This window comes from Streptomyces sp. NPDC001108 (genome assembly GCF_053598535.1).
The window spans coordinates 53769-75667 of the sequence record NZ_JBSFKL010000004.1 but is presented as its reverse complement, the minus strand read 5'-3'; the positions used below and the strand labels follow the sequence as shown (position 1 = coordinate 75667).

Below are 21899 nucleotides of genomic sequence, written 5' to 3'. Positions count from 1 at the left end.
GGCCGGTGGTGGTCAGGTGCCCGGCGCGGACAGCTCCTTGGCGAACCAGTGCTCCGCGTACTGCCGCCGGTGGAACGCCGGGACCTCCCGGTAGCCGTGCTTGGCGTAGAGCCCGCGCGCCTCGACCAGGTCGTGGCGGGTGTCGAGCCGGAGGGTGCGGACGCCGAAGGCGCGCGCCGCCTCCTCCACGGCGGCCAGCAGCAGCCCGCCGCCGCCCGTGCCCCGGTGCTCCGGGCGTACGAAGACCCGGGTCAGCTCGGCGGTGTCCGCGTCCGTCACCAGCAGCCCGGCGCACCCCGCCGCCCGTCCGTCGCGGCGGGCGACGACGAACCGGCCGGTGGCTCCGGTGAGCAGGTCGGCCCCGTCGTCGGTGAGCCCCTCCTCGATCTCCTCGACGGTGGCGGGCCGCCCCCAGTAGCGGCTGGCCACCTCGTCGTAGTAGTCGCGGCGCAGCAGCGCGGCGTCGGGGGAGTCGAATGGCTCGGGGGCGACGGTCCAGGTCATGCGCGCATTGTGGCCGCGCCCCCGCACGCCCGGTCAACCGGGTTTACCGGGAGCCGGGGGCCGTCGCCGCCCCGCGCCGGGCCACCCGCAGCGCCACCGACAGCACCACCGCGCCGACCACCCCCGCCACCGCGAGCAGGGTCAGCACCCAGGCGGGCGTCCCGGCCACGGTCAGCAGCCGGTCCTCGAAGATCTCGGTCCGGTACGGGGTGTCCGCGCCGACCGCGCGCAGCTCGTGGTCGGCGTCGATCAGTTCCGGGCGCGGGAACGACTGCTCGATCGCGGTGAGGAACACCGGCCCGCCGCCCGTCAGCCCGGCGAGCGCGTCCGTGTCCGAGGACGCCGCCCGGGTGTCGACCCGGCCCGCGTACGTCACCTTCGGGGCGTCGCCGCCGATCCGGCCGCGCGGCTCCATCCGGTGCGCGGCGAGGACGTACAGCTCCAGCTCCTGAGGGTTCGCGGCGAGCTTCGAGAGCCGCATGGGGTAGACCGGGCGTTCGCTGGCGAAGCGCAGCCGGAGCGGGTCGAGCGTGCCGCGGAGCGGTTCGGTGCCCTCCCGGGGCGCGAGGCGGACCGCGACGTACTCCCACTTCCGGTCGACGTACGGCTTCAGCGCCGTCGCCAGCCGGTCGGGCAGGTCGAAGCCGTTCTCCGCCAGCCAGGACCGGAGCGCCTCCGGGTCGTTCGCGGCCAGCCGCGCCACGTCGAAGGGCCCGAGCCGCTCGCGCCCCACCACCTCGACCGACGGTGCCCCGGGCAGCGGTGCGGCGGCCGAGTCCCCGGTGGTGCCGCCGAACGGCCAGTCGCGGTCCCGGGGCCAGAAGTAGTGCCTGGTCACATGGGTCGGCGCGGTGAGGCCGGACAGCTCGGAGAAGACCTCGGGATCACCGAGCTCCACGGTCGCGCGGTGCGGCACCGGCATGATCCACGCCGCCTCCGGGGCGTCCCCGCGCACCGTCAGCCGCATGACGATCTGCTCCGTGCGCCCGTCCCAGCCGACCACCGAGGTCTCCCGGTCGACCGCGACCCGGCTTTCCCGGCTGGGGACCATCGCCCCGCAGCCACAGGCGTACGCCGGGCTGATCAACGACCCCAGTTGCAGCGACACCAGCATCAGCAGCAGCGACAGCGCCCGCACCGGCCATCCGCGCCGGTCGCCCCGGAGACCACCGCGCCCGTCATCCCGGACACCCCGCTTCACCCCTGTGCGGTGCATGGAATGCCCGCCTCCCCCGTGACCGGCCCCGACCGACCGTGATCGACGAGGCATCGACGAAACACGGGGAAGGACGTGCGAACCCACGTTCCGGTTCCGGGCATCCGTGCGTGCGCGGATACGGGCGGCGGCGGCCGCGCGACCGTCCCGGCGGTCCGCAGGGCTCATGCATTCGATCTGCTTTCGGCCGTATGTCCGATCAAGACGTGATGTCGGTCAAGTGAAGAGAGGGTGGATTACATCCGTCTCGTCGTGCAATGCGAAGGTTTCACCGATGCCCGGTCCGAGCGACGGGCACCGGAACGGCGGAACGGCGGAAGGTTCGGCGCGGCGTGGCGAATGCGGAACACAGGGTGCGCGGGGACGCGGCAGCGGGGAGCGGCGGCGACCGGACGAGGGTGGTCAGGGCCGCGCTCTGGCTGGTGGTCGCCGTACTGGCGGTCCGGCAGACGGCGACGGCGCTGGGGCGGTCGCCGGGGCAACGCCTCACCGGACCGGAGACCTGGACCGGCCCCGGCGGCGTGCTGCGGATGACGGGCTCGCTGTACGACGGCGACCGGTTCACCGGCACCCCGTTCGCCGGTCTGGTGCTGAGGACACCGGCCCAAGTCGCGGAACAGCACCTGGGGCTCGTCTGGACCTTCGGTTCCCTGCTGCTCGTCGCCGCGCTGGGCGTCGTCGCCGCCCGTGCGCTGCCGGGGCCGGTCTCCCGCCGCACCGCGCTGCTCGCCGCCCCCGTCGCGATCAGCCTGCTGATGGTCTCGCTGCCGGTCCGCACCGCGCTGCACCTGGGGCAGACCGGCGTCCTGCCGGTTCTTCTGGTGCTGCTGGGCTGCTTCGCGGTCCGGGGGGACCACGCCCGTGGCGTCCTGATCGGGGTGGCGGCCGCGCTCCAGCCCACCGTGCTGCTCTTCGCCGTACTGCTCGGCCTGACCGGCCGGCGCCGGGCCGCGGTGACCGGCGGCCTCGCGTTCGCCGGCTGTACGGCGCTGGCCTGGGCCGTACGACCCGGCGACTCGTGGGCGTACTGGGTGCACCATGTCGCGGGCGCCGGGCTGGGCGGTGACGCGGCGGACCTCGCCAACCAGTCCCTGCACGGCGCGCTGCTCCGCTTCGGACTCACCGGACCGGCGGAGGTCGCGCTCCTCCTCGTGCCGGCCGGGGCCGTCTGCGTCCTCGGGCTGCGCCGGGCCGTGCGGTACGCGCGCGACGGGCAGCTGCTCCTCGCCGTCGCGGTGACCGGCTGCGTGGCCGTGGCCGTCTCGCCGACGACCTGGCCGCACCAGCTCCTGTGGGTGCTGCTCGCGGCGGCCGGCCGGGTCGGGAAGCGGGCCGGTGACCGGCGGCTCTGGCCGGTGGTCGTGGTGCTGGTGCTCACCCTGCCGGGGACGATGCTGCTGCCGAACCTCGCGGTGCTCGTCCCCGTGCGCGACAACGTGCCGCTGCTCGCCGCGCTCGCCGCGGCCTGCGCCGTGCCGTTCCTGCCGCGCGCCTCGCCGTACTGGCGCGACCCCGTCCCCACCGTGTACGCCGCCCCCGCGCCGGGCCGCCGAGGGATGCGGCGGGTGCTCAGCCGGCCCAACCTGCTGCTGGAACTCCTGCTGATCAGGGTCGTCTACTCGGCGTACGCCCAGGTCAGGCTCGCGGCGACGGCCGGACGCGACACCGCCGAGCGGCACGGGCGGCAGATCCACGCCGTGGAGCGGTGGCTGCACATCGACATCGAGCACTGGGCCAACCGCACGGTGGCGGGCATCGCCCCGCTGCGGGGCTTCTTCGACTTCTACTACTCGACGTTCCACTTCATCGTGCCGCTGGCGATCCTCGGGGTGCTGTACGTCCGCCGCCCCGCGGAGTACCGCTGGGCCCGCGCCACCATCGGCTTCGCCACCCTCGTCGCCCTCGTCGGCTTCTGGCTCTACCCGCTGGCCCCGCCGCGCCTGATGCCCGGCCTCGGCTTCATCGACACCGTCCACGGCGTCCAGGACCTCGCGCGGCCCGACTACGGCAGTCTGACCGCCGTGACCAACCAGTACGCGGCGATGCCGTCGCTGCACTTCGGCTGGTCGCTCTGGTGCGGGGTGGTCGTGGTGCTGCTGGCGCCGAGGGGGTGGATGAAGGCGCTGGGGCTGCTGCACCCGCTCCTCACGGTCTGCGCGATCGTCGCCACCGCCAACCACTGGGTGCTGGACGCGGTGGGCGGAGCGGTCGTGGTGGGGCTCGGCTTCGCCCTCGCCCGGCTGCTGACCGGGGGCCGGAGACCTGACCCGGCGGCGGCTGTCGTGCCCGGGGCGGCGAAGCCGTGGGAGGGCCGGACGCCTCCGGCGGCCGCCGTGCCGGTGCCGAGGCCGCCGGACGACGTACCGGCACGAGGCGCCCGCAAGGGCTGACGGGCCGGGGAATGGCCGGAGGGGTGCCGGGACGCGCACATCGTCCCGGCACCCCTCCGGCGTGGATCGCCGCCCGACCAGCATCCGCCCACCGGCCCCGGCCCGCCACTCGAACGGATCAGACGCCCCCCAGCACCCAGGTGGCCAGCGAGAGCGTGACCATGGAGACCACTGTCGAGGCCACCACGGCATCCCGGGCCACCCGGGTGTCCAGCCCGTACTGCTGGGCGAAGACGAAGGCGTTCTGGGCGGTCGGCAGCGCCGAGCAGAGCACCACGGCGAGCAGTTGGGGCCCCGGCAGCCCCAGCAGCGGGCCGCCGACGACGAAGGCGACCAGCGGCTGGAGCACGGTCTTGAGTGCCACCGCCACCACGGTCTCGGCCCGCGCCGGGCGGGGCCCGCCCGTGGCCGCGGCTTCCGCGTCGGCCGGCCGGGCGCGGAGCGAGAGCCCCAGCGCGACCAGGGCCGTCGGCACGGCGGCGGAGCCGAGCAGTTCGAGGGAGTGGGCCAGTGGGTGCGGCAGCCGCACCCCGAGGAGAGCGGCGGCCAGGCCCAGCAGCGACGCGAGGATGATCGGGTTGCGGACCGGCATCGTCAGCATCCGCCGCACCACGACACCCCGTCCGGAAGCCGCCCCCGCCTCCGTCCCCTCCCGTCCGGAGCCCGCCCCGGCCCCCGCCCCGGAGTCCAGCAGCGTCAGGACCACCGGCGAGACCAGCAGCACCTGGAACAGGATGATCTGGGCGACGAACGAGGCGTCCCCGAGCACCTGGACGGCCACCGGTATGCCGAGATTGGCCGAGTTCACGTACCCCGACACCATGCCGCCGATCGCCCGGTCCGCCCTGCCCCGCCCGAACAGCCGCCCGGACAGCAGGAATCCGAGCCCGCAGACCAGCGCGGTGCCCGCCGCGAAGGCCACCATCGACGGGTTGGCGAAGGACCCCGGACGCGCCTTCGACACCATGGTGAACAGGGCGGCGGGCATGGCCACATGGAAGACGAACCGGCCCAGCGCCGCCTCCGCGCCGGCCCCGAGCAGCCCGCCGCGCCCGACCCCGTACCCGATCGCGGTGAGCATCCAGATCGGGGCGAAGGCGGCGAGCAGGGCGGACATGCCCGCCATGATCCTCGCGCCGGCGTGCGCCCGGCGCACGGGGGTTGGTCCGTGCGCCGGGGGACCGTCAGCTCCCCGAGGAGTCCGTGGAACCCGTGGTGACCCGGAGCTCCTTGATCCCGTTGAGCCACGCCGACCGCAGCCGCCGCGGGTCGCCGGTCTGCCGCAGGTCCGGCAGCACGTCCGCGATCGCGTTGAAGATCAGATTGATCTCCATCACGGCGAGGGACTTGCCGAGGCAGAAGTGCGGACCGCCGCCGCCGAACCCGAGGTGCGGGTTGGGGTCGCGGGTGATGTCGAAGGTCTCCGGGCGCTCGAAGACCTCGGGGTCGTTGTTGGCCGAGGAGTAGAACAGCCCGACCCGGTCGCCCTTCTTGATCAGTTGGCCGCCCAGCTCGGTGTCCTGGGTGGCGGTCCGCTGGAAGGAGACCACCGGGGTCGCCCAGCGGACGATCTCCTCGGCGGTCGTCTCCGGGCGCTCCCGCTTGTACAGCTCCCACTGGTCGGGGTGGGTGAGGAAGGCGTGCATGCCGTGGCTGATGGCGTTGCGGGTGGTCTCGTTGCCCGCGACGGCGAGCAGGATCACGAAGAAGCCGAACTCGTCGGAGGAGAGGTTGCCCTCGCCCTCCGCCGCGACCAGCTGGGAGACGATGTCCTTGGCCGGGCACTCCTTGCGGGCGGCCGCGAGGTTCATCGCGTACGACACTATTTCCATGGCCGCCTCGGTGCCGACCTCCTCCGTGATCGCGTACTCGGGATCGTCGTACGCGGCCATCTTGTTGGACCAGTCGAAGATCTTGGACCGGTCCTCCTGCGGTACGCCGATCAGCTCCGCGATGGCCTGGAGCGGCAGTTCGACCGCGATGTTGGTGACGAAGTCGAAGGACCCGTCGTCGGCGGCGGCGGCGCGCGCGGTGTCGACGATGGAACGGGCCCGTGAGCGCAGCGCCTGTTCCAGCGAGCGCACGGCCCGGGGCGTGAAGCCGCGCTGGACGATCTGGCGGACCCGGGTGTGCTCGGGCGGGTCCATGTTCAGCATGATCAGTTTCTGGACGTCGATCTGGTCCCGGCTGATCGATTCGTTGAAGCGGATGACCGCCGTGTTGATGTGCGAGGAGAACAGCTCCGGGTGCGTGGAGACGTACTTGACGTCCGCGTGCCGGGTGACGACCCAGTAGCCCGCGTCGTCGAAACCGGAGATGCCGGTCGGCTGGGTGCACCACCAGACCGGAGCGGTCTGCCGCATCTGTGCGAACTCCGGGTGCGGAATGCGGGATTGGAGCAGATCGGGGTCGGTGAAGTCGAACCCTTCGGGCAGATGGGGGCAGGACATCGGCAGCTCCTGGTCGGTCCGAGGGCCGTCCGGGCGGTGCCTGACGACCCATCAGAAGTTGACGGAAAGGTAGTAACGAGTTCTACAACTGGCAAGACCGGCGGTCCGATCTGTTGCGTGAAGAGTCGGTGGGGCCGGTGCGGAGCGGGCGCGAGGTCCGTGCAGCACTCTTGCGTACCGCGGGTAAGCCTCATAAGACTGCTTGCATAACTAGAACGCGTTCCATCCGCGGGCGCCGGGACGCCCCTGCGGAAGTGCGAGGAGAGGACGAGCTCATGGCCGCGGAACCCGTCATCGTCGAAGCCGTACGCACCCCCATCGGAAAGCGCGGGGGCGCGCTCGCCAATCTGCATCCCGGCTATCTGCTGGGCGAGACCTACCGAGAACTCCTCGGCCGTACCGGTATCCACGCCGACTGCGTCGAGCAGATCGTCGGCGGCACGGTCACCCACGCCGGGGAACAGTCCATGAATCCGGCCCGCAACGCCTGGTTGGCCGTGGGCCTGCCGTACGAGACCGCCGCCACCACCGTGGACTGCCAGTGCGGCTCCTCGCAGCAGGCGTCCCACATGGTGGCCAACATGGTCGCGGCCGGGGTGATCGACGTCGGCATCAGCTGCGGCGTCGAGGCCATGTCGCGGGTGCCGCTGGGCAGCGGCTCCAAGCACGGACCGGGAAAGCCCTGGCCCGACGAGTGGAACGTGGACCTGCCCAACCAGTTCGAGGCGGCCGAGCGCATCGCCCGTAAACGCGGGCTGACCAGGGAGAACGTCGACTCCTTCGGGCTCATCTCGCAGGAGCGGGCCGCCGTCGCCTGGGCCGAGGAGCGCTTCAAACGGGAGACGTACGCCGTCCAGGTGCCGACCACCGAGGAGGAGCAGGCGGCCGGACACGGCATGTGGCGCCTGGTCGACCGGGACGAGGGGCTGCGCGACACCACCATGGAGGGGCTCGGCCGGCTCAAGCCGGTCATGCCGACCGCCGTCCACACCGCGGGCAACTCCTCGCAGATCTCCGACGGCGCCTGCGCGATCATGTGGGCGTCCAAGCGGATGGCGCGGGCGCTCAAGCTCAAGCCGCGCGCCCGGATCGTCGCCCAGGCCCTGGTCGGCTCGGACCCGCACTTCCATCTCGACGGGCCGATCGACGCGACCCGCGCGGTGCTCGGCAAGGCGGGCATGTCGCTCAAGGACATCGACCTCGTCGAGATCAACGAGGCGTTCGCGTCGGTGGTGTTGAGCTGGGCGCAGGTCTTCGAGCAGGACCTCGAAAAGGTCAACGTCAACGGTGGTGCCATCGCGCTGGGCCACCCGGTGGGCGCCACCGGGGCCCGGCTCATCACCACCGCCCTGCACGAACTGGAGCGCAGGGACAAGGAATTCGCCCTGATCACCATGTGCGCGGGCGGTGCGCTGGCGACCGGCACGATCATTCAGCGGCTCTGACGCGGTCGGGGCGGCCCCCGCCCGGGGGTGGTGCCAGGTGCACCCCGGGGCGGGGGTCCACGCCGATGTCGGCGCGGTCCGCCGCCTCATACCGTCATGGCCATGGACAACGACAACACCCGCCGCACACAGGCCACTTCGCGCGAACGGCACGAAAACCGGCGCGGCACCCGCCGGACCGTCGCGGCCGCCGCGGCCCTGCTCCTCGCGGCCCTGGGCACCGCGCCGGCCCTCGCCCAGCAGCCCGCCGGAGCCACCGGAACCGCCGCGGTCTCCTCCGCACACGCAGCGGGGGCCAGAGGCACCCTCCTGGGCGTCACCCCGGTCTCCGACCTCGACCGCGCGGACGTCGTCCGCTTCCTCGCCCCGACCGGCATGGACACCGGCACCGTCCGCCACGGACTGCGCGGCTACCGCCTCACCTACCGCACCGTCACCCCGCAGGGCGTCCCCACCACGGCGACCGGCCTCCTGGTCCTCCCCAAGGGCGGGCCGCACCGGCTCGACCTGGTCTCCGACACCCACGGCACCATGGCCCACCGCGACTACGCCCCCTCGGTCGGCGAGGACTTCGGGCGCATCGCCCCCTACCTCCACGCGTCCGCCGGCCGGGCCGTCGCCGCCCCCGACTATCTGGGCCTGGGCAAGGGCCCCGGCCGCCACCCGTACATGGACACCCGGTCCGCCGTCACCGCCTCGGTCGACATGCTGCGGGCCGCCCGCACCGCCGCCGGGCGGCTGGGGCGGCCGCTCACCGGTGACGTCTACGCCAGCGGCTTCTCCCAGGGCGGCCAGGTCGCGATGGCCCTCGGCCGGGCCCTCGACGGCGGCGCGGACCGGCACTTCCGGCTCCGGGCGCTCGCCCCCGTATCGGGCCCCTACGACATCGAGCACGCGGAGACCCCTGCCCTCTTCGACGGCGGGATCAACGACATCAGCGGTGTCTTCTACCTCTCGTACTACCTCACCGCGCAGAACCGGCTGCACCCGATCTACCGGGACCCCGCCGAGGCGTTCCGCCAGCCGTACGCGGACATCGTGGAGGGGCTCTTCGACGGCGACCACACCGAGGAAGAGATCATCCCCGCGCTGCCCGCGACGGTGAAGGAGCTGCTCACCGACGACTTCTACCGCCGCCTCCAGCACCCCACCGGGGGCCTGCTGGCCGCCGCCCGCGCCCAGGACGGCAACTGCGCCTGGCGGCCCGGTGCACCGGTCCGGCTCTACACCTCCGCCGGGGACACCGACGTGGTGATCGCCAACGCCCGGAACTGCGCCGCCGACCTGGCCGCCCGGGGCACCCGCGCCCCGGTGATCGACCAGGGGGCCACCGACCACACCGGTACGTATCTCACGTCGGGGCCGCAGATCGTGCGCTGGTTCGACGCCCTGGCCGCGCGCCGCTGAGCGGCCGCCGTCCCCGGAGCCGTCAGTACGGCACATGGGTGGGGAAGGTGGCGGTGGGGCTGAACAGGGCCGCGTACCCCTCCTCGTGGTGGTGACGGCGGTGCCGCCCGGACCGGCCGGTCTCGGCGACCGGCGTCGCGAGCGTGAGCAGGCCGTCGTTGGCGAGCTCCTGCACCCGCATCAGCAACGTCCTCACGTCCAGGCCGAGTTCGGCCGCGACGGTGTGCAGGTCGAGGCCGGACTCCCAGCTCCACAGCAGCACGGAGTCCATGCTCGACGACCAGGCGGCCGCGTTCACCGGCTCACCCTGCGCCGGCTGCGGCACCGGTGATGCCTGGGGCACCGGGGCGGACTGGTGCGGCTGCGGCATCTGGGGCGTCACGGGTACGGGCGCGCGGGCATGGGCGGGCGCCGGGTTCAGCGCCGGGGTACCGGCCGCCGCCGGGGGAGCGGCCGGCATCGGTGGAACCACGGGCGCCGGGGGAACGGCCGCGGCGGGACCGGCCGGACTGGGCGCCGCCTCGTCCGGAGCCCCGCCCTCCGGCGCGGCGGCGGGCCCGCTCGGGGTGGGGCCCGCCGCCGGTGAGGACCGGCCCAGCAGCTTCTCGGCGATGGACCGCGCCGTGCTGCGGCCGACCGTCCGTCGCGCTAATCGCACTTCGCGCTCGTTCAGCCCCATCAGATCCGCGATCGATCCGTCGTCACCGACCGCGACGGCGAAGGCGGCCAGCGTTCTGCTCCGCTCCGCCCGCATCTCGTCCAGCAGTGCCTGAGCCCGGCGCATGCGCTCGTCACTGGCGCAGAAAGCTTCCGCCAGGACGCTGTTCCGTTCCCAGAAATCTCGTGGTTCCACGAGAGGGACAACGCGCCGCGGCCCCCGGGGAACGGATGGCTGAGCCAAAAGCGCTCGAATGGACCAACGCGGTCGCACTGGTGCTACGAGTCGGCCTTATGGGCCGGACGGGTGGGGAGCGGCCGGGCCCATGCGGCCGACGGGGGGCGCACGCCCGGGGCGCGCCAGGGGCGCGGCGGCCGCGCGGGGCCCGCCGGACGGCAGGGTCGGCCCGACAGCCTCGGACAGGCCCGCTCCCCCTCGACCGGACACGCCGAGGTCCCGACCGGTGGCGTGCGCCGGAGCCGGGGCGAAGGGCATCCCGAACCCCGTCCGCCCGTTCACCTGCTCCCCGACCGGACGGGAAAAGCCCGCACCCCGTACCGGACGCGGTACGGGGTGCGGGCGGAGGGAGAGCCGGGGGACGGCTCAGTACCAGTGGTTGGTCTGCCAGAACGACCAGGCGGCGCACGGGCTGCCGTAGCGGGAGTTCATGTAGTCCAGGCCCCACTTGATCTGGGTCGTGGGGTTGGTCTGCCAGTCGGCGCCGGCCGAGGCCATCTTCGAGCCGGGCAGGGCCTGCACCAGGCCGTAGGCGCCGGAGGAGGCGTTGGTCGCGGTGTGGTTCCAGCCACTCTCGTTCTGGACGATGTTGCTGAAGCACTGGTACTGCGCGGCGTCACCGATCATCGCCTGCGCCGTGGCCTGCGCTCCCGTCGTGACGGTGGTCGGCGCGGCCATGGCCGGGGTGACCCCGAGGGCCACACCGGTGGCGCCGAGGAGAACGGCGGCGCCGGCGACGGCGGACGTGCGACGGGAGTTGCGGGGCTTGGCGAGGAGGTTACGGGCGAACGACACAGAGGAACCTAACGTTCGGGTACGGGGGAAGTCGCGGACCGGTCCGGATCGTGCGGGTGGACCGGGCTTCGTCGACCGGGGTCCGATCGGGGCGGACCCTGCGGTGCTCGGCGACTCATCCAGTGATAGCGAGGCCGCTGGGCCGCCGCAACGACCCCCGGTACGAGCCCGCCTCGCACCAAGGGCCGCCCGGCCCGCCGCCCGCCCGCCCCGCCCCCGGGCCGTCGTCGCAGGTCGCGGCCGGTACGCGACCGGGCCGCCCGGCCCCGCCGGCGCCACTAACCCCGGTAGGAGAGGACGAAGGTCCTGTGGGAGCCCTCACGCGCCGGGAGCGTCGAATGTGACCCGCGCCTCGAAGTTGGCCCGCCTGGTCGCCCGCCGCAGCGCCTTCAGCAGCGCCGGACCGACGGCCAGCGTCAGCACCGCCGTCAGCACCGCCCGCCCCAGGTCCCAGCCGAGCGACGTCGCCAGGCAGTACGCCAGGAACCGGACCAGGTTCTCCGCCAGCGGATCGCCCGCGTGGAAGGAGACCCCCGACCCCGTCGGCGGCACCGTCACCCAGCCGAACAGGTTCATCACCGTGCCGTACGCGAACGACGCCACGAACCCGTACCCCGCCAGCAGCAGCGCCTCGGCCCGCCCGCGCAGCCGGTCCGCGCCGGGCAGCAGCCCCGCGCCCATCGAGAACCAGCCCATCGACAGCATCTGGAACGGCATCCACGGCCCCACCCCGCCGGTGAGCAGCGCGGAGGCGAACATCGTCACCGAGCCCAGCACGAAACCGAAGCCCGGCCCGAGGACCCGCCCGCTCAGCACCATCAGGAAGAACATCGGCTCCAGCCCCGCCGTGCCCGCCCCCAGCGGCCGCAGCGCCGCGCCGACGGCGGCCAGCACCCCCAGCATCGCCACCGCCTTGGCGTCCAGACCCGAGTCGGCGATCATCGCCACCACCACGCCGATCAGCAGCGGCAGCAGCGCGGCGAACAGCCACGGCGCGTCCTGCGCGTGCGCCGGTCCGATCCCGGGCCCGGCCAGCAGCGGCCAGCCGAACGCGACCACCCCGATCGCGCTGACCAGGACGAGCGCGGCGACGGCCCGCGGCCCCAGCCGCACCGGCCGCGCCCGGCGCACCACCGGCTCCGCCCGCCGCCCCGTCACGACGGCTCTCCCAGCGCGGTACGCACCTGCGACACGGTCAGCCACTCCTGCGGGGCGAGGATCTTCGAGGTCTGCGGGGCGAACGCCGGGGACGAGACCACGACCTTCCGGGTCTCCCCGTCCGCGACGACCTCCCCGTCCGACAGGATCACCACCCGGTGCGCCAGTTCCGCCGCCAGTTCCACGTCGTGGGTGGCCAGCACGATCGCGTGCCCCTCGGCCGCCAGCCCGCGGACCACCCCGACCAGCCGGGCCTTCGCCGCGTAGTCCAGGCCCCGGGTCGGCTCGTCCAGCAGCAGCAACGGGGGGCGCGCGGTCAGCACGACCGCCAGGGCCAGCGCCAGCCGCTGCCCCTCGGAGAGATCACGGGGGTGGGTCCCGTCCGGCACGTCCGGCAGCAGCTCGGAGACCAGGGCCCGGCAGCTTCCCGGCGCGGCGCCCGCGTCCCGGTCCGCCGCGGCGCACTCCGCGCCCACGGTGTCCGCGTACAGCAGATCGCGCGGCTCCTGCGGGACCAGCCCGACCCGGCGCACCATCTGGCGCGGCTCGGTACGGTGCGGGGCCCGGCCGCCGACCAGGACGGTGCCGGAGGTGGGCTCGACCATGCCGACGAGCGCGGACAGCAGGGTGGACTTGCCCGCCCCGTTCCGCCCCATCAGCGCCACGGTCTCGCCCGGCGCCACGGTCAGCGACACCTGGCGCAGCGCCTCCACCCGGCCGCGCCGCACCCCGAGCCGTTCCACCCGGGCCGCGACCTCTCCGACCGGCTCCCCGGCCCCGGTCCCGTCCCCGGGCCGCGCGCCGCGCCCCAGCAGCCGGGCCAGCGCACCCCGCCGCACCGGCGCGGCAGTGAGCGGCGACGGCGCCGCCGCGGCCACCGGCCCCGGAGCGGGCGGCGCCACGTCGGCGAGCCGCTCCCGCAGCCCGCCCGCCCGGCGCCGCGCGTCGCGCACCGAGAGCGGCAACGGCTCCCACCCCGCCAGCCGGCCCAGCGCCACCACCGGCGGATGCACCGGCGAGAGCGCCATCACGTCCGCGGGCGCGCCCATCACCGGAGCGGTGCCCCGCGAGGGCAGCAGCACGACCTGGTCCGCGTACTGCACCACCCGTTCCAGCCGGTGCTCCGCCATCAGGACCGTCGTCCCCAGGTCGTGCACCAGCCGTTGCAGCACCGACAGCACCTCCTCGGCCGCCGCCGGGTCCAGCGCGGACGTCGGCTCGTCGAGGACCAGCACCTTGGGGTGCGGGGTGAGCACCGAACCGATCGCGACCCGCTGCTGCTGACCGCCGGAGAGCGTGGCGATCGGCCGGTCGCGCAGCTCGGCCAGACCCAGCAGGTCCAGGGTCTCCTCGACCCGCCGCCGCATCACGTCGGGGGCCAGGCCCAGCGACTCCATGCCGTACGCCAGCTCGTCCTCGACCGTGTCGGTGACGAAGTGGGAGAGCGGGTCCTGGCCCACCGTGCCCACCAGATCGGCCAGCTCGCGCGGCCGGTGGGTGCGGGTGTCGCGCCCGTCGACCGTGACCCGGCCGCCCAGCGTGCCGCCGGTGAAGTGCGGCACCAGCCCGCTCACCGTACCCAGCAAGGTCGACTTGCCGACACCGGACGGGCCGACCAGCAGCACCAGCTCACCCTCCGGGACGGTCAGATCGACCCCCGACAGCGTGGGATGCTCCGCCTCTTCGTAACGTACCGAGACCTGCTCGAACCGGATCATCGCACCTCCTTGGAACGCGGACCGGCCACCACCGGCGGGGCCGGGGCCACCACCGCGGGCGCCAGCCCGATCAGCACCGCCGCGGCGGGCCACAACGGCAGCACCGGCGCGACCAGCGGCACCACACCCGGGTGCAGCGCCTCCCCGTCGACGGCGCCCGCCCAGATCATCGACACCGCCACCACGACCCCCGAACCCGCCACCAGCCAGGCCCGCGCCCCCCACCGGTCGGGCCGGTAGCGGGTACGGACCGAACGGGCCCCGCCGAGCCGCAGCCCGGCCATCGCCGCGACCAGCCCGACGACCACCAACGGCAGCCCGTACACCGCGCCCTGCGCGGCCAGCAGCCCGTATGTACCGGCGCAGACGCCCAGCAGCCCGCCGAGGGTCAGCACGTTCGTGGTGTGCCGGACGGCGCGCGGCACCTGGGCGGTGCGCCCGTACCCGCGCGCGTCCATCGACGCCGCCAGCGCCACCGACCGCTCCAGCGCACCCTCCAGCACCGGCAGCCCGATCTGGAGGACCGCCTTGATCCCCCCGGTCGGACGGCCCCGCAGCCGCCGGGCGGTCCGCAGTCGCAGCACATCGGCGACCATGTTCGGCGCGAAGGTCATCGCGACGACCACCGCCACCCCCGCCTCGTACAGCGCGCCCGGCAGCGACTTCAGCAGCCGGGCCGGGTTGGCCAGCGAGTTCGCCGCCCCGACGCAGATCAGCAGCGCGGCCAGCTTCGCCCCGTCGTACAGGGCGAACACCAGCTGTTCCACGCTGACCCGGCCGCCCAGCCGGATGCCCTGCGCCCAGTCGGGCAGCGGCACTTCGGGGAGGGTGAACAGCACATGCGTACCGGGGATCGGCGACCCGAGGAAGGCCGAGAACACCAGCCGCACCCCGATGACGAACAGCCCGATCCGCACGAACGTCCCGTACGAACGGGCCCACGGCGCGTCCGTGCGGCGCACCGCCACGACGTAACCGGCCACCCCCACCAGCAGCCCGAGCAGCAGGGGGTTGGTGGTCCGGGACGCGGCGGTGGCCAGGCCCAGCGCCCACAGCCACCACGCCCCGGCGGGCAGCGCGTTGCTCCGGGTCGCCTCGGGGGCGCGCAGCGGGCCGCGACGGGTCAGGAGCGTGCCGCCGCCGGTGGGGGCGGCGGTCATCCGCGGCGGCGGCGGGCCTGGACGACTCCGGCGACGCCGAGGAGGAGCACGGCGCCGACACCGACGTACACCCCGGCGGACGGGCCGCCGGAGCCGTCCGGGCCGTCGGCCTGCGCCCGGGGGGAGGCCGGGGCGGCGGTGGTGTCACCGGAGGCGGCGTCACCGGAGGTGGCCGGGGCGGGGTGTCCGTCGCCGGAGACCTGCTCGCCGCAGCCGGTGGCCGGGTAGCCCGCGATGCCGCAGAGCATCCCGTTGCTGTCGTAGCGCAGCGGCCGGGCGACCTTGGCGAGGGCCTCGGCGGCGCTGGCGTCGGGGGCGACCCGCGCGCAGGCGGCGCGCGGTGCGGGCGGGTTCGCACCGCCCGGGGCGTCGGCGGCCGTGCCCGGGTCGATGACCACCGCGACGCGCTTGGTGCCGGAGGTGGCCGGGGTGTCCCCGCAGATCTCCGCGAAGACGGGGGCGCGGCGCGGCTTCGCCGCGTTCTGGGAGTCCTCGCTCACCGCGAACCGGAAGCCCTGCACCTCACCGTCGTCGGGCCGGACCAGCGACGGGCCCTGGGTGGCGTACGCCCAGCCGGAGCCGGACCCCTCCCAGAACGACCAGTACCGGTAACCGGCCGCCTGGGCCGGGGCCGCGCCGACCACGGCCAGCAGCGCGCCGAGGACCAGCAGCACCGCGGCGCTTCCCGCGCGCCTCACGACTGCTGGTTCTTCCGCCGGCCGCTGATCAGGAAGAACGCGCCCGCCGCGACGACCAGTCCGATGCCGATGTACCACCACACGCCGCCGATCACGTCGTCGCCGCTGTGCACCTGGTCCTTCTCCGTGGAGACGTAACCGGTGTCGGCGGACGGGTCGGGGGTGACGATGGAGGCGGGGGCGGGACCGGCCGCGTTCAGCCGGGCGACCAGGTCGACGCCGCCGAAGTCGCGGGCGTCGTCGCCGGTCGCGTGGGCGGCCAGGATGAGCTGGGCGTAGGCGGCCGGGCCGCCCTGCGCGGCCCAGTCCGCGGAGTTCTTCTTCAGCCAGGCGACCGCCCCGGCGGCCTTGTCCCGGTGGCCGGAGGCGGAGAGCGCGACGACCGCGTCCGCGGTGTTGCCGACGTCGGGCAGCGGGGCACTGTCGTCGGAACCGGGCATCGGCGGCTGGTCCAGGTGGCCGGTCTTCGCGAGGGCGCCGACGAGGTAGTGGGCGCCGTTCTGCGCTGCCTGCTCGGGCGTGCGCACGTCACCGGGGCGGCAGACGGGCGCCTTGCCCGGGGCGTTGTTCCCGACCGCCAGGGCCTTGCCCATGGAGCCGAGCACGGCGGCCGCGGTGGCGTCCGCGTTCGCGACGAGCTTGCCCTTCTTGTCCGGCTGGTACGCGAAGGCGCCGCCGGCCTCGTCGCCGGCCGCGTCCTTGCCGCCGCACGGGATCGCCAGCGCGAGGAGCGGGTCGTAGGGCGTCCTGCCGTCCGGGGTGGTGATCTCGGACAGCCGCTGCCCCTGCCGGGCGAGGGCGCCGATCACCAGCGAGGTGGAGTTGGCGTCGCTGGGCGCGCCCGCCGTGTAGCCCCAGCCGCCGTCCTTGTTCTGTACCGACTTCAGCCAGCGCACCCCGTTGTCCACGATGTCCCCGTGGCCGCCGACCTCGACCAGCGCCTGGGTGGCGGCGGCGGTGGCGTTGGTGTCCCGCACCGTCTTGTCGTCGCACGGCACGGAGGCGTCGGGCCGGTAGGCGGCGTACGAGCCGTCGGCGCACTGCTGGCCGATCAGCCACTCCACCGACTTCGCGGCCGGGGTGACCCCTTCGAGCTTCTGCGCCAGGAAGGACAGCGACTGCCGCCACACCCCGTCGTACGTGGGGTCCTTCGTGCCGTACAGCCCGGCGGGCAGGGCGGCGGACGGCGAGGGCGTCGGGGACGGCGCGGCGACCGCGGCCGGCGCGGCGGCCGCGCAGAGCACGGCGGCGGTGGCGGCGAGCGTCGCTGCGCTGCGGCGTACGGTCATGACGGGCGGGTGCCTCTCCTGCGGGGTGAATCCGGGCAGGCACGCTCAGGCACCAGGCTCCGGCCCCGTATACCTCGACGGTGCCGACCACCGGGGGATCCGGTGGTCCGAGCCGGTCACGACCGGGACAGGGCATTCCGACTCACCGTCGGCGAGGACGGCTCACGGCTGCGTGGTCAGTGCCGGATTCGCACCGGCTTCCCCCTGAACGGGCATGATGACGACCCGCCCACTCTACCGGGCGCCCCCAAGCCGCTTCGATGCCGTGTTCGAGGACCGTAAACGAGTGGCATGCGCAGGCGCCGGCGCAGGACGATGGCGCCCATGAACGATCAACCCGCGCGCTGGACCCAGGCAACCGTCCATCCCGACATGTGGGTGGACCCGGACGACGATCCCCGGAGCGAGGAGGGCGCGAGCCCGGAGGGTGAGCTCGCGACGCTCACCCAGTTCCTGGACGACTACCGGCTGACCATGAGGATGAAGTGCGAGGGCCTGGACCCGGAGCAGCTGGCCCGCCGCTCCGTCCCGCCCTCGACGCTCTCCTTGCTCGGCCTCCTGCGCCACCTTGCCGAGGACGAACGGGACTGGCGCAACTGGATCAGCGACGGCGAACCCCTCCCGAAGCTGTACGGGAAGCGCGACGCGGACTTCGACGGGGCCGTGGCCGACCAGGCCGTGATCGACGCCGCCTACGCGGACCTGGAGCGCGAGCAGGCCGCGACCGACGCCGCCCTTGCCGCCCACCCGGACCTTGGCGAGCGGCTCGGCAGGGACCGGATCTCGGTACGGGAGCTTCTGGTGCACCGCATCGAGGAGTACGCCCGCCACTGCGGCCAGGCGGACCTGCTGCGCGAGTGCATCGACGGCCGCGTGGGGCAGTAGCCTCGGCCGTTCGGGGAGCGTCCCGGAGGTCCGCCCACGCCGGTCGTACCGCCCACGTCGCCCACATCGCTCACACCGCGATGTACGCCACCGGCTCGCTCCCCGCCACCGCCTCCGCCCGTCCGAGCTTCACCAGCCGCCGCAGATGCGCCTCGGCCTCCGAGACCGCGATGTTCCGCGAGCCGTGCGGGATCCGCTCCCAGGGCCGGTTCCACTCCATCCGCTCGGCCAGCTGCCACGGCGTCAGCGGCTCGGCCAGCAGCCCGAGCAGCCCGGACAGCCGGTCCTCGTGGTGGTCCAGCAGCTCCCGCACCCGCCCCGCCGCGTCGGTGAAGGCGTACTGGTGGGCGGGGAGCACCTCGGCCGCCCCGAGCCTGCCGATCCGCTCCAGCGAGTCGAGGTAGTCGCCGAGCGGGTCGGTGACCGTGGCGTCGTCCGGGTCCTCGTACAGCCCGATGTGCGGGCTGATCCCCGGCAGCAGATGGTCCCCGGAGAAGAGCCGCCCCCGGCCCGGCAGGTTCCCCGGGTGCTCCTCCTCCAGATGCAGACAGACATGGCCCGGCGTGTGCCCCGGTGTCCAGATCGCCCGCAACCGGCGCCCCGCCAGGTCCAGCAGCTCGCCCGGCACGATCTCCCGGTCCGGCACGGCGGCCCGCAGCCCCGGCAGCGTACGCATCCGCTCCCCGGCGGCCGCCGCCTCCCGCAACGGCGCGAGATGCTCCTCGGGCGCGCCGACCGCGCTCAGCTTCGTCACGAGATACGTCATCCACGTCCCGGGCCGGGAGGCGCGGGTGCGGCGCACGATCGCGGTGTCCGCCGCGTGCATGGCGATCCACGCCCCGGACGCCTCCCGCACCCGCCCGGAGAGCCCGTGGTGGTCCGGGTGGTGATGGGTGATGACCACGCCATGGATGTCGGACACCGCCGTCCCGACCGCCTCCAGCCCGGCGACGAGGGTGTCCCACGCCTCCGGGTCGTCCCAGCCGGTGTCGATCAGCACCGGACCCCGGCCGGTCTCCAGGACGTGCACGAGCGTATGGCCCAGCGGGTTGTCGGGGATCGGCACCTTGATGCTGTGCACGCCCCCGCCGTGGTCGGTCACCTGCGTCACGCGGTCCCCCATCTCTCCCGGCGGGCCGCGGCGAACCGCCCGCCCCACCGCCTGTCGGGCCCAATGCCCCTACTGTAACGAGAACTTGTTCCAGTAGTAGCCCTGGTCGACCAACCGCTGTCCGGGCGTGCGCCCGTGGACTCCTGGAACTGGAACTGGTATCAGTTCTGACGAGTAATCAGTTCACGTATCGGTGCGCGGGAGGCGGCAGGCCATGACCGAGCTAGTCGAACACGGGAAGCTGTTCATCGGCGGTGAGTTGGTCGATCCGCTGGGCCGGGACGTGATCGAGGTCGTCTCGCCCCACACCGAGCAGGTCATCGGCCGGGTGCCGCACGCCTCCGAGGCGGACGTGGACCGGGCCGTCGCCGCCGCGCGCCGGGCCTTCGACGAGGGGCCGTGGTCCCGGACGAGCCTGGACGAGCGGATCGCGGTGGTGAGCCGGATCAAGGACGCGTTCGCCGCCCGGTACGAGGAGTTCGCCCGGGTCATCAGCGCGCAGAACGGCACCCCGTACACGTCGAGCGTCATGGTGCAGGCGCTCGCCGCGATGATGGTGTGGGACTCGGCGCTCACCGTCGCCCGGGACTTCCGCTACGAGGAGCGGCGGGCCGGGGCGCTCGGGCCGCTGCTGGTGCGCCGGGAGCCGGTCGGGGTGGTCGCGGCCGTGGTGCCGTGGAACGTCCCGCAGTTCACCGCCGCCGCCAAGCTCGCGCCCGCGCTGCTGGCCGGCTGCTCCGCCGTGCTCAAGGTCTCCCCGGAGACCCCGCTGGACGCCTATCTGCTGGCGGAGATCGTCGCCGAGGCGGGGCTGCCGGAAGGGGTGCTGTCGATCCTGCCCGCCGACCGGGAGGTCAGCGAGTACCTGGTCGGGCACCCGGGCGTGGACAAGGTGTCGTTCACCGGGTCGGTGGCCGCCGGGCGCCGGGTGATGGAGGTCGCCTCCCGCAACCTCACCAGGGTCACCCTGGAGCTGGGTGGCAAGTCCGCCGCCGTGATCCTGCCCGACGCCGACCTGGACGCGGCCGTCGCGGGCATCGTCCCGTTCGCCTGGATGATCAACGGCCAGGCGTGCGTGGCCCAGACCCGCATCCTCGTACCGCGCTCCCGCTACGACGAGACGGCCGAGGCGTTCGCGGCGGCGGCGGGCGCGCTGAAGGTCGGCGACCCGCTCGACCCCGCCACCGAACTGGGCCCGCTGGTCGCCCGCCGCCAGCAGCAGCGCTCCCTCGACTACATCCGGACCGGGCAGGACGAGGGCGCCAAGATCCTCACAGGCGGCGGCCGCCCGGCCTCCCAGGAGCGCGGCTGGTACGTCGAGCCGACCCTCTTCGGCGATGTCGACAACTCCATGCGCATCGCACGCGAGGAGATCTTCGGCCCGGTCATCTGCCTGCTGCCGTACGGCGACGAGGACGAGGCGGTCAGGATCGCCAACGACTCCGAGTACGGCCTGAGCGGCAGCGTCTGGACCGCCGACACCGAGCACGGCATCGACATCGCCCGCCGCGTCAGGACCGGCACGTACAGCGTGAACACCTTCAGCCTCGACATGCTCGGCCCGTTCGGCGGGTACAAGAACTCCGGCCTGGGCCGGGAGTTCGGCCCCGAGGGGTACGGCGAGTTCTTCGAGCACAAGATGATCCACCTGCCGGCCGGATACGGGGAGGCGTGATGGGGGACCGCTGGTCCGTGGAGGTCGACCGGGGCGTCTGCATCGGCTCCGGCATGTGCCTGAACCACGCCCCGGGCCGCTTCGCCCTGGACACCGCCCGCCAGTCCCACCCGGTGGACGCGGAGACCGACGCCGACGAGAAGGTCCTCACGGCCGCCGAGGGCTGCCCGGTCGAGGCGATCACGATCACCCTGACCGGCTCGGACGAGGTGGTGTTCCCGCCGGAGGAGTAGGCGGTGCGTATCACGTGGGGGAGGCCCGTGGCGGAGTACGTCCGGTACGGGCCGCCCCCGGCCGCCGCGTTCGGCCGGGGTTCGCCCGCGGCGGGAGCCCGGGCCGTCCGGCGCGATCACCGGCACCCGCGAGGTCTTCCCGCGGGCCGGCTCAGTGTGCGCCCGAGCGGGCGAGCCGGAAGCCCACGTCGTCGACCCGGAACGTCGGGTGGCTGCGACGACGGGCCGAGGCGCGGCAGCTCCAGTGCTCGTCGAACCAGCCGCCGCCGCGCAGCACCCGGTAGCTCCCGTACACCTCGGCGTCGTAGACGTCCCAGCACCAGTCCCAGACGTTGCCCAGCATGTCGTGCAGCCCCCACGCGTTGGGCTGCTTGCCGCCCACCTCGTGGACGCGGTCGTCCGCGTTCTCCCGGTACCAGGCGATCGCGTCCAGCTCGCCGTGGCGCGGACCGGTCGTACCGGCGCGGCAGGCGTGCTCCCACTCGGCCTCGGTGGGCAGCCGGTAGCCGTCGGCGCTCCCGTCCCACTCGACGCGCTCGTCGGAGGCGTCGTCGGGGAGGCGGTACGCGGGCGTCAGCCCCTCGCTCAGCGACAGCGCGTTGCAGAACCGCACCGCGTCCCACCACGACACGGACTCGACGGGCAGCCGGTCCCCGCACGCGGCGCCCGGCCGGCCACCGGTGATCCGCGCGTACAGCCCCTGGGTGACGGGCACGGACGCGAGCCGGTACGGAGCCAGCTCGACCGCCCAACTGCGCCGCGTACGCCGGTCCGACAGCGTCACCGTCCCCGGCGGAATGCCGACCAGCTCGGTTCCCCGACCCGTATGCGTCCCCATGACCGGGGAGCCTAACGGCTGTCCAGGCTGCC

Annotated in this window: 19 protein-coding genes and 1 riboswitch; of the genes, 6 read left to right on the top strand and 13 right to left on the bottom strand. The window is 74.0% G+C overall.

What is annotated here, in order from left to right; translation table 11 throughout:
• Positions 1 to 12 precede the first annotated feature (12 nt).
• The gene (locus ACWC97_RS11805) at positions 13 to 504 is read right to left on the bottom strand and encodes a GNAT family N-acetyltransferase (RefSeq protein ID WP_450648904.1); all 492 of its coding nucleotides are present in this window, start codon (positions 502 to 504) and stop codon (positions 13 to 15) included.
• Between the two features lie 43 nt (positions 505 to 547).
• Positions 548 to 1618, bottom strand: a complete 1071-nt coding sequence (locus ACWC97_RS11800) for a DUF2330 domain-containing protein (RefSeq protein WP_450649237.1) — start codon at positions 1616 to 1618, stop codon at positions 548 to 550.
• 434 nt (positions 1619 to 2052) lie between these two features.
• Here ACWC97_RS11800 and ACWC97_RS11795 point away from each other — a divergent pair, with 434 nt between their 5' ends.
• Positions 2053 to 4110: a bifunctional glycosyltransferase 87/phosphatase PAP2 family protein gene (locus tag ACWC97_RS11795; protein ID WP_450648902.1), complete on the top strand. Its 2058-nt coding sequence runs from the start codon at positions 2053 to 2055 to the stop codon at positions 4108 to 4110.
• Between the two features lie 118 nt (positions 4111 to 4228).
• Here the strand turns inward: ACWC97_RS11795 and ACWC97_RS11790 are convergent, their stop codons facing one another.
• Both ACWC97_RS11790 and ACWC97_RS11785 read right to left on the bottom strand, forming a co-directional pair.
• Positions 4229 to 5227 (bottom strand): AEC family transporter, encoded by a 999-nt coding sequence (locus tag ACWC97_RS11790; protein WP_450648900.1) that lies wholly within the window; start codon positions 5225 to 5227, stop codon positions 4229 to 4231.
• A 67-nt stretch (positions 5228 to 5294) separates the two neighbouring features.
• The gene (locus ACWC97_RS11785; protein WP_450648898.1) at positions 5295 to 6560 is read right to left on the bottom strand and encodes a cytochrome P450; all 1266 of its coding nucleotides are present in this window, start codon (positions 6558 to 6560) and stop codon (positions 5295 to 5297) included.
• A 275-nt stretch (positions 6561 to 6835) separates the two neighbouring features.
• On the opposite strand from ACWC97_RS11785, the gene ACWC97_RS11780 reads away from it, so the two are divergent.
• Together ACWC97_RS11780 and ACWC97_RS11775 are read left to right on the top strand one after the other, a co-directional pair.
• Positions 6836 to 8005, top strand: coding sequence for a steroid 3-ketoacyl-CoA thiolase (locus tag ACWC97_RS11780; RefSeq protein ID WP_352279424.1), 1170 nt, complete (start codon positions 6836 to 6838; stop codon positions 8003 to 8005).
• 102 nt (positions 8006 to 8107) lie between these two features.
• Complete coding sequence (locus tag ACWC97_RS11775) at positions 8108 to 9412, top strand: alpha/beta hydrolase family protein (protein ID WP_450648896.1); 1305 nt, start codon at positions 8108 to 8110, stop codon at positions 9410 to 9412.
• A 22-nt stretch (positions 9413 to 9434) separates the two neighbouring features.
• On the opposite strand, the gene ACWC97_RS11770 is transcribed toward ACWC97_RS11775, so the two are convergent.
• The 7 genes from ACWC97_RS11770 to ACWC97_RS11740 all read right to left on the bottom strand — a co-directional run bounded on the left by ACWC97_RS11770 (position 9435) and on the right by ACWC97_RS11740 (position 17125).
• Complete coding sequence (locus ACWC97_RS11770) at positions 9435 to 10196, bottom strand: hypothetical protein (RefSeq protein ID WP_450648894.1); 762 nt, start codon at positions 10194 to 10196, stop codon at positions 9435 to 9437.
• Between the two features lie 477 nt (positions 10197 to 10673).
• Entirely contained in the window at positions 10674 to 11102 is a 429-nt protein-coding gene (locus ACWC97_RS11765) for an aggregation-promoting factor C-terminal-like domain-containing protein (RefSeq protein WP_352279420.1), read from the bottom strand.
• Between the two features lie 318 nt (positions 11103 to 11420).
• The gene (locus ACWC97_RS11760; protein ID WP_352279418.1) at positions 11421 to 12260 is read right to left on the bottom strand and encodes an ECF transporter S component; all 840 of its coding nucleotides are present in this window, start codon (positions 12258 to 12260) and stop codon (positions 11421 to 11423) included.
• Positions 12257 to 13978 carry an ABC transporter ATP-binding protein gene (locus ACWC97_RS11755; RefSeq protein WP_450648891.1) on the bottom strand — a complete coding sequence of 574 codons (1722 nt, stop codon included), beginning with the start codon at positions 13976 to 13978 and terminating at the stop codon, positions 12257 to 12259. Before ACWC97_RS11755 ends, ACWC97_RS11760 begins: the two co-directional genes overlap by 4 nt.
• On the bottom strand, positions 13975 to 15138 hold the full coding sequence (locus ACWC97_RS11750) for an energy-coupling factor transporter transmembrane protein EcfT (RefSeq protein WP_450648889.1): 1164 nt from the start codon (positions 15136 to 15138) through the stop codon (positions 13975 to 13977). Before ACWC97_RS11750 ends, ACWC97_RS11755 begins: the two co-directional genes overlap by 4 nt.
• Positions 15135 to 15836 carry an SCO2322 family protein gene (locus ACWC97_RS11745; protein WP_352279413.1) on the bottom strand — a complete coding sequence of 234 codons (702 nt, stop codon included), beginning with the start codon at positions 15834 to 15836 and terminating at the stop codon, positions 15135 to 15137. Before ACWC97_RS11745 ends, ACWC97_RS11750 begins: the two co-directional genes overlap by 4 nt.
• Complete coding sequence (locus ACWC97_RS11740) at positions 15833 to 17125, bottom strand: prenyltransferase/squalene oxidase repeat-containing protein (protein ID WP_450648887.1); 1293 nt, start codon at positions 17123 to 17125, stop codon at positions 15833 to 15835. The genes ACWC97_RS11745 and ACWC97_RS11740 overlap by 4 nt, the downstream gene beginning before the upstream one ends.
• A 110-nt stretch (positions 17126 to 17235) precedes the next feature.
• Positions 17236 to 17379, bottom strand: a riboswitch (cobalamin riboswitch).
• Between the two features lie 61 nt (positions 17380 to 17440).
• On the opposite strand from ACWC97_RS11740, the gene ACWC97_RS11735 reads away from it, so the two are divergent.
• On the top strand, positions 17441 to 18010 hold the full coding sequence (locus ACWC97_RS11735) for a mycothiol transferase (protein WP_352279475.1): 570 nt from the start codon (positions 17441 to 17443) through the stop codon (positions 18008 to 18010).
• A gap of 70 nt (positions 18011 to 18080) precedes the next feature.
• Here the strand turns inward: ACWC97_RS11735 and ACWC97_RS11730 are convergent, their stop codons facing one another.
• Entirely contained in the window at positions 18081 to 19133 is a 1053-nt protein-coding gene (locus tag ACWC97_RS11730) for an MBL fold metallo-hydrolase (RefSeq protein ID WP_450648886.1), read from the bottom strand.
• Between the two features lie 202 nt (positions 19134 to 19335).
• Between ACWC97_RS11730 and ACWC97_RS11725 the strand changes: the two genes are divergently transcribed.
• Entirely contained in the window at positions 19336 to 20796 is a 1461-nt protein-coding gene (locus ACWC97_RS11725) for an aldehyde dehydrogenase (protein ID WP_352279408.1), read from the top strand.
• Positions 20796 to 21029 (top strand): ferredoxin, encoded by a 234-nt coding sequence (locus ACWC97_RS11720; RefSeq protein WP_352279406.1) that lies wholly within the window; start codon positions 20796 to 20798, stop codon positions 21027 to 21029. The genes ACWC97_RS11725 and ACWC97_RS11720 overlap by 1 nt, the downstream gene beginning before the upstream one ends.
• Positions 21030 to 21180: 151 nt before the next feature.
• Here the strand turns inward: ACWC97_RS11720 and ACWC97_RS11715 are convergent, their stop codons facing one another.
• The gene (locus ACWC97_RS11715; protein ID WP_450648883.1) at positions 21181 to 21867 is read right to left on the bottom strand and encodes a formylglycine-generating enzyme family protein; all 687 of its coding nucleotides are present in this window, start codon (positions 21865 to 21867) and stop codon (positions 21181 to 21183) included.
• Positions 21868 to 21899 lie beyond the last annotated feature (32 nt).

Bases quoted from the DNA above. Each gene is read 5' to 3' on its own strand.
- ACWC97_RS11715 (WP_450648883.1), bottom strand. From the start codon at position 21,867: ATGGGGACGCATACGGGTCGGGGAACCGAGCTGGTCGGCATTCCGCCG.
- ACWC97_RS11725 (WP_352279408.1), top strand. From the start codon at position 19,336: ATGACCGAGCTAGTCGAACACGGGAAGCTGTTCATCGGCGGTGAGTTG.
- ACWC97_RS11780 (WP_352279424.1), top strand. From the start codon at position 6,836: ATGGCCGCGGAACCCGTCATCGTCGAAGCCGTACGCACCCCCATCGGA.
- ACWC97_RS11730 (WP_450648886.1), bottom strand. From the start codon at position 19,133: ATGGGGGACCGCGTGACGCAGGTGACCGACCACGGCGGGGGCGTGCAC.
- ACWC97_RS11790 (WP_450648900.1), bottom strand. From the start codon at position 5,227: ATGTCCGCCCTGCTCGCCGCCTTCGCCCCGATCTGGATGCTCACCGCG.
- ACWC97_RS11750 (WP_450648889.1), bottom strand. From the start codon at position 15,138: ATGACCGCCGCCCCCACCGGCGGCGGCACGCTCCTGACCCGTCGCGGC.
- ACWC97_RS11740 (WP_450648887.1), bottom strand. From the start codon at position 17,125: ATGACCGTACGCCGCAGCGCAGCGACGCTCGCCGCCACCGCCGCCGTG.
- ACWC97_RS11800 (WP_450649237.1), bottom strand. From the start codon at position 1,618: ATGCTGGTGTCGCTGCAACTGGGGTCGTTGATCAGCCCGGCGTACGCC.
- ACWC97_RS11735 (WP_352279475.1), top strand. From the start codon at position 17,441: ATGGCGCCCATGAACGATCAACCCGCGCGCTGGACCCAGGCAACCGTC.
- ACWC97_RS11755 (WP_450648891.1), bottom strand. From the start codon at position 13,978: ATGATCCGGTTCGAGCAGGTCTCGGTACGTTACGAAGAGGCGGAGCAT.
- ACWC97_RS11775 (WP_450648896.1), top strand. From the start codon at position 8,108: ATGGACAACGACAACACCCGCCGCACACAGGCCACTTCGCGCGAACGG.
- ACWC97_RS11770 (WP_450648894.1), bottom strand. From the start codon at position 10,196: ATGCGCCGGGCTCAGGCACTGCTGGACGAGATGCGGGCGGAGCGGAGC.
- ACWC97_RS11785 (WP_450648898.1), bottom strand. From the start codon at position 6,560: ATGTCCTGCCCCCATCTGCCCGAAGGGTTCGACTTCACCGACCCCGAT.
- ACWC97_RS11805 (WP_450648904.1), bottom strand. From the start codon at position 504: ATGACCTGGACCGTCGCCCCCGAGCCATTCGACTCCCCCGACGCCGCG.
- ACWC97_RS11720 (WP_352279406.1), top strand. From the start codon at position 20,796: ATGGGGGACCGCTGGTCCGTGGAGGTCGACCGGGGCGTCTGCATCGGC.